The sequence below is a fragment of the Gracilibacillus saliphilus genome (assembly GCF_010994085.1).
GTDB lineage: Bacteria > Bacillota > Bacilli > Bacillales > Amphibacillaceae > Gracilibacillus > Gracilibacillus lacisalsi.
In genome coordinates, this window is the sequence record NZ_WJEB01000024.1 from 54,091 (window position 1) to 60,907 (window position 6,817).

The window sequence follows — 6,817 nt, forward strand, 5'->3', positions numbered from 1 at the left end:
CTGGAAGAGAAGCCTTTTTCCTCGGAACAGATCGGCGCTTCCGGGGGATATCTCTTTTCCATATCTTCGTTACTTCGCAGTTTATGTATAATATGTTATAGAACTGACCGGAAAATGATGTTAAAAAAGAGTTTACCTGATAGGAGGTAAACTCTTTTTTATAGGTTATTTTTTTATTCCGAATGCTTTTTTTACTTTGTCTAAGAATGATACTTTTTCCTCCAACGAGAGTAGTGGAACTGATTCGCCCAGGATTCTTCTTGCAATATTACGATAAGCGATAGAAGCTCGTGTGTTAGGTTGAAAGGCAACAGGTTCGCCATGATTAGATGCTTTGATCACATCGTCGTCATCTGCAACAATTCCTAATAAATCTATTGACAACACTTGGATTATTTCATCTACATCCAGCATATCACCATTTTTTACCATATGATTACGAATACGATTAATGATTAAATGAGGAGGTTCCATATCTTCTTGTTCTAATAAACCGATAATCCGATCAGCATCCCTTACGCTTGATTTCTCAGGAGTTGTCACAACAATCGATTTATCCGCCCCAGCAACCGCATTACGATAACCTTGCTCAATACCTGCCGGGCAATCAATTAATATGTAATCATAATCCGGCTTCAATTCTTCAATGATTTCCACCATACCTTCAGGAGTTAGCGCGGATTTATCACTGGTTTGTGCAGCCGGTAATAAATATAAACAATCAAAGCGTTTGTCTTTAATTAAGGCTTGAGAAATTTTACATCTTTTTTCCAGCACATCCACAATATCATAAATGATACGATTTTCAAGACCCATAATCACATCTAAATTTCGCAGCCCGATATCTGTATCTATTAAACAAACTTTCTTATCTAGTAATGCTAATGAAGTTCCTAGATTTGCCGTAGTTGTCGTTTTACCGACACCACCTTTACCAGAAGTAATAACGATAGCTTCACCCATTCATAACTCTCCTTTCAAAAGCATTTAAGTCTGGACGTGATCTTGCGATAGTACTGATACGGTCCATTACAATTTGTTCACCCTTTGAATCAATAAAGCCGCATTCCATAGGGACACCTTCTGAGTCAGCATCGGGTGATCTGCTAATTACTTCCGCTATCCGCAATTGACTTGGGGCCATATGTGCAGCAGCTATTACAGCATCTCTATTACCGTCTGCTCCAGCATGTGCAATTCCTCTTAAATTACCCATCACAAATATATTACCAGTTGCAACTATTTTACCGCCAGGATTCACATCCCCAACCAATAATAAGTCACCATTGATTTCTAATACTTGTCCAGAACGAATAATCTTATTATGTAAATTGACATCTGTTTCTTCTTTCCATTGTAACGCTTCTTCTTTTAAAATAACATTCGAAGCTATCTTGTCAACAACTAACTTATTATGCTTGCGAATAACTTCTCGTAACGTTTGTTCTTGCTGATTCGTCACATAACGGTTTCCTAATTCAATTTTCACGGTGATCAATGGCTCATCCGTCGCCATATGCTTTGTGGAAAGAATTTCTTCTAATTCCTCGAGCAGCTCATTCCATGCACATTGATCATTCATAAAAAGGGTTAGACCATCTCTTGTTCCCTTTATTGTAATCCATTTATTTGATGCCACTTCAATTCAACCCCTTAAAACATTCACTAACCGTTATCAATCTGCTCGTTCAAACTTAATGTACGACCATTTTGTTAATTTTTTTGCAAAGATAACATATATGAGCAAGCCAAAAATTATATTCCATATACTTGTCGGAATCAACCTGTTTTGCCAATATATACTCCAACTGTCAACATGTACTTGAATAATATTATAAAGGAAAAAGATCAAAATGTCTGTAACCACAACTCCTACAGTCGTCATCAATACAGCAATCAAAAAGTTTGACTGTAATAGCTTCATTAATACTCTTGCTGCGTATAATACTGCTGTATAAGCAAATACATAAACACCGATCACATCCGTATAGACAATATCTATAATCAAGCTAAACATAATCGACAGTGCAATGGCATAATATGTAGATTCTTTCTCAAAAAAGATCGTGACATATAACAGAAATATAAAAAGGAAATGTGACACATTTATCCATTCATCTTTCAGAATTGGCAGAGAAACTTGAGCTAGTGTACCTTCTAATATCACTAATAAAAAACAGATGAGAGCAATAAGAAAAGGGATCATCCGTTTCATGATTCATCCTCCTCTGTTTGCTCTTCTACTTCTGCTATTTCATCTACTGTCGTCATCGATCGATCGATGACAATAACATGGTTTAAATCCTCCAAATCAGCTGAAGGTTTTACATGGGCTATACTTGTCAATTCATAACGATCAGCTTCTACATCAACGACTTCACCAATTTCAAGCCCTTTCGGAAAGATCCCGCCAAGTCCTGAAGAAAATACGTACTGGCCTTCTTCTAAATCCTCGTCATTATCATTCATTTCTAACAATAGTAACTCTGATTCTTCATCATAGCCAACAATAAATCCAGAACTATCTGTCTCTTTATCTTCTTCATATACATTTACCGAAATTCGATTAGTTCGGTCAAATCCGTTAAGCAATAAAACGGTGGACGTAAACGGTGAGCTAGTTTGAACTTTCCCGATCATCCCTTTTCCGGTTATCACTGACATATTTGGCTGAACACCATCCTGTGTTCCTTTATTAATCGTGATTTGCTTAAACCATTGATCCTTGCTCCTTGCAATTACGGATGCCTGAATGGCTTCAAAATTTTGCAGGAAGTCTGACTCTGATTTATCCAAAACTTCTTTTAATTCATCGATTTCTTTCGTCAACTCTTGGTTTTCATATTCTAGCTGTCTTAATTCGTCTAAACTTGATTTTAATTGTTGGTTTTCACGATAGACATTGCGGATTTCCTTAACATTATTTGCAACGCCGGTTGTGAACGCAATCGGCTTATTAATCACTTCCTGCGCCCAACCAACACTGTCATGAATAAAATCTTCAATGATAGTTAGATCCGTTCTTTCTCGTAACGAAAAACCGATCAAACCAACAATGATAATTAATGATATCATTAAAATAAACAGTCTTTTCTTTTTATAAAACATCATAACACCTTCTTAATCTGATAAGCGCTGCACCCCTACATTTGGATGTGATCGAAAATGCTCGATATATTCCAAGGATTTCCCTGTACCGATAGCAACACTATCTAACGGTTCATCCGCAACAAATACCGGCATTTTTGTTTCATCACTAATTACTTCATCTAAATCTTTTAAAAGTGCTCCCCCTCCGGATAACACAATACCTCTATCCATAATATCAGCTGCAAGTTCTGGTGGCGTACTTTCTAAAGTATTTTTCACCGCTTCTACAATGGCATCCACTGTATCTTTTAATGCAGATGCAATCTCAGAAGCACTTACACTAATTGTTTTTGGTAATCCTGTTAATAAGTCACGTCCACGAATATCCATTAGCTCTTTCTCAGATGAAGCTTTCGCAGATCCTATATCCATCTTTAATGATTCTGCTGTACGTTCACCGATCATCAAGTTATACGTTCTTTTGACATACTGAATGATTGCTTCATCCATGTCATCACCAGCAGTACGAATGGACCTGCTTGTCACGATACCTCCAAGAGAAATAACCGCAACTTCAGTTGTTCCTCCACCAATATCTACAATCATACTACCAGTTGGTTCCCATACAGGTAAACCAGCACCTATAGCTGCAGCGAATGGCTCAGCAATTGGAAATGCATCCTTTGCACCTGCATGTTTTGTTGCATCAATGACAGCTCGTTCTTCAACCATTGTTATTCCTGATGGTACACATACCATTACATTAGGTTTTTTAGCAAAGCTGGATCTGTTTTTCTGTGCTAATTTAATATAATATTTCATCATCGCAGCAGTAGTATCATAATCTGCAATAACACCGTCTTTCATCGGTCGAATTACTTGAATATTACCCGGCGTACGACCGATCATATTCTTGGCATCACTACCAACTGCCTCAATATCACCTGTTGTCTTGTTTATTGCTACAACGGAAGGTTCACGCACAACAATGCCTTTACCTTTGATAAATACTAATGTGTTTGCTGTACCTAAATCAATCCCTAAATCTTGTGATAAATTAAATAATCCCAATCTTGTTCTTCCTCTCAACCATTATTATACAAAACATTCACTTCAATATTTTATGCTTTTATTGGCTTTCAATCAAGAAATTATATTCTTTCATAATAATAAGCGCCTTTATACAAGCAATCTTGTATAAGGCGCTATAAAAGCTTGTTAATTCTATTATACTTAACTTTAGCAAAAATAGATAGTGCTATAAGTACCCTTTTTCTTTTAATGAAATAAATTTGTGATCACCAATTATCAAATGGTCCAAAAGTTCAATACCTATCATTTTTCCACTCTCACTTAATCGCTTGGTAACATGGATATCTTCTTGGGAAGGGGTTGGATCGCCTGAAGGATGATTATGTGCACAGATGATAGAAGCTGCAGATCTTTTAATTGCTTCGCGGAAAACTTCACGAGGATGGACAATGGAAGCATTCAGGCTACCAATGAAGATCGTTTGCCGGTGAATTACTTGATTCTTCGTGTTAAGAAAGATGGATACAAAATGTTCCTGTTTCAGACTGCTCATTTCCTCCATTATATAATTTGCACCATCTTCCGGACTTCTTATCACATATCTCTCCTTTTCTTTAAATTGTTGAATTCTTTTACCAAATTCCACTGCCGCAAGAATATTAACCCCTTTTACCTGGCCAATACCTTTGATTTCGGTTAATTCTTCAATCGTAACATCTTTTAGCATTCTTAATCCTTCAAAATGTTGCAGTACTTTTTCAGCTAATTGATGTACATTTTCTTTCTGTGTCCCTGAACCCAATAAGATTGCTAGTAATTCCTGGTTGGATAAATGATCTGGACCATGTTCCAATAGTCTCTCTCTTGGTCGATCTTCTTTAGGTACTTCTTTCATTTTAATAGTAGTCATCTCCAATATATATTCCTCCCTTAATGCAATATCTTTTATTTTAACGACAAGGAATATCATCAGCAAATAGCCATTTATAGATTTTCTAGCACTAAAAATAACAAGTCTTGCGATTTTCGTTATAAGAAAAAAGCAAAACTTGCTACCACTAGAATATGAAAAAATAAAATTACTCATTTGTTATATTTTCATATTGATTTAATATTTTTAATAAAGTTACTTGACTGGCTTGTTCATCTTCTGTTGTATTTATCGACTCTACCTCTGCGCTTATTGCTTGGATTTCTTCAGATACAGCAGATGGCTCATCAGCCAACCATTGATTAATCGCTGCCTCGTCCATATTACCTTCGATCATTTCATCTAATAGACTTTCCAGACCTGTAAACCAATCCTTTTCTTCTTCAGAAAGCGAGATCGAAGCAGAATCAATATGCCATTCCTTTCCACCATACAATTCATAATTACTAGGAAAAGCACTGCTTGTGAATTGCTTTGATGCTTCATGTGTAGACTTTAAGCCAACAAAAACATGAAAATTTTCATCACGAGTCCAAACCATACTCTCTATTTGGTCTTCTTGTAAATCCTGAACTAATTGTTGTGCTGTACTCTGATTTGTAAACACTCCTGCCTGAGTAACGAAAAAATCAAAAGTTTCGCTTTGAAAAGCCTCTCCTTCTTGTGCATTGGCCGTAGTATTGTCTTCCTCATCTGATTGATCACTTGTAGCACTAACCGCTTGGTTGTTAGAAGTATTTTGCTCAAAGGCTACCTCTTCCGGGTCCAGATCCACAAAAATATTCAGCATCACTAGTCCTAGAAAAGATCCTATTACTATAGCTGTACAAGCAGAAATAATGAATGATTTATACTTCGACCAAAAGGATGGCTTTTTAGAACGATTAAATGCATTAGAGTCTGGGGTATATTTGCGTTTAAATACTTGATCATCATCCATCATTGGATGATGATTTTCTCTGATGTAGTCTTCTAATGTGGATTGATAGGTAGAATTATGCTTAGTTGAACCGTTTTTATTCTGGTTGATTTGAACTGAAATTTGCTTTTTATTATCCACGGTAATCCCTCGTTTCAAATCCTTTTCTATCACCCTATCATATCTATTTTGAGATGTAAGGCGACTTTTGTCAGTACTATCAAAAAAGCGTTCATCAAAATGTGACAGAGAGTATGAAAAAACGAGATAAGCATACAGATTCTAAATATATTACCAAACTCTGCTAAATCGATAGATATAAGAAACGCGCAGAGCGCCCGCTTAAAAACGTAGCAGCTGGAGCTAATCAACTGAGATAAAGGAAACACTGAGAAAAGCGAACCGATGATGACTTATCGGAGGGCAATTCGTGAAGTCGCATAGTGTTTGGGCGCTCGGAGCTAGACATCTGCGCAAATTTTATACTTTCCTTACATATAAGAAAAACTGAGCAAAATTCGCTCAGCCCTTATCACTAAATGCTCAGATTTACGCTTCCTCTAGTGGTTATTATGGAATAATATCAACTGCTTGGCGGCCTTTGCTATTATCAGGATCTACAACGGCAGCATGGAGTAACACAGCTGCTTTTATACTCACGGATAGCGGTCCATGTAAAAAAAGTCAACCTATTACTTATGACAGGAATTGTTGCATCTTCTCATAGCGGAGACTAATTACGGAGACTCCTGCGTAAATAGCGCGAGCCGAAAATCCACTTTGCAAAGTTAGTTGAGGCCATGTCCGCGGAAAGAGAAGTAATTAGTCGGAGCGTTGCCAATATA

7 protein-coding genes are annotated in these 6,817 nt (G+C 36.8%); all 7 read right to left on the bottom strand.

Features of this window, described 5'->3' with window-relative positions:
* Positions 1–165: 165 nt before the first annotated feature.
* A complete protein-coding gene (gene minD, locus GHT08_RS15315; protein ID WP_153836169.1) occupies positions 166–963 on the bottom strand; it encodes a septum site-determining protein MinD in 798 nt (265 codons plus the stop codon).
* Positions 956–1,639: a septum site-determining protein MinC gene (minC, locus tag GHT08_RS15320; protein WP_163582333.1), complete on the bottom strand. Its 684-nt coding sequence runs from the start codon at positions 1,637–1,639 to the stop codon at positions 956–958. The genes minD and minC overlap by 8 nt, the downstream gene beginning before the upstream one ends.
* A 36-nt stretch (positions 1,640–1,675) precedes the next feature.
* Positions 1,676–2,215 carry a rod shape-determining protein MreD gene (gene mreD / locus GHT08_RS15325; protein WP_163582335.1) on the bottom strand — a complete coding sequence of 180 codons (540 nt, stop codon included), beginning with the start codon at positions 2,213–2,215 and terminating at the stop codon, positions 1,676–1,678.
* Complete coding sequence (mreC, locus tag GHT08_RS15330; protein WP_163582337.1) at positions 2,212–3,108, bottom strand: rod shape-determining protein MreC; 897 nt, start codon at positions 3,106–3,108, stop codon at positions 2,212–2,214. The genes mreD and mreC overlap by 4 nt, the downstream gene beginning before the upstream one ends.
* A 12-nt stretch (positions 3,109–3,120) precedes the next feature.
* Positions 3,121–4,161, bottom strand: a complete 1,041-nt coding sequence (locus tag GHT08_RS15335) for a rod shape-determining protein (RefSeq protein WP_153836166.1) — start codon at positions 4,159–4,161, stop codon at positions 3,121–3,123.
* Positions 4,162–4,348: 187 nt separating this feature from the next.
* Positions 4,349–5,032 (bottom strand): RadC family protein, encoded by a 684-nt coding sequence (gene radC / locus GHT08_RS15340; protein ID WP_163582342.1) that lies wholly within the window; start codon positions 5,030–5,032, stop codon positions 4,349–4,351.
* 169 nt (positions 5,033–5,201) lie between these two features.
* Positions 5,202–6,113 carry a hypothetical protein gene (locus GHT08_RS15345; RefSeq protein ID WP_163582339.1) on the bottom strand — a complete coding sequence of 304 codons (912 nt, stop codon included), beginning with the start codon at positions 6,111–6,113 and terminating at the stop codon, positions 5,202–5,204.
* Positions 6,114–6,817 lie beyond the last annotated feature (704 nt).

Bases quoted from the DNA above. Each gene is read 5' to 3' on its own strand.
- mreD (WP_163582335.1), bottom strand. From the start codon at position 2,215: ATGAAACGGATGATCCCTTTTCTTATTGCTCTCATCTGTTTTTTATTA.
- mreC (WP_163582337.1), bottom strand. From the start codon at position 3,108: ATGTTTTATAAAAAGAAAAGACTGTTTATTTTAATGATATCATTAATT.
- minD (WP_153836169.1), bottom strand. From the start codon at position 963: ATGGGTGAAGCTATCGTTATTACTTCTGGTAAAGGTGGTGTCGGTAAA.
- radC (WP_163582342.1), bottom strand. From the start codon at position 5,032: ATGACTACTATTAAAATGAAAGAAGTACCTAAAGAAGATCGACCAAGA.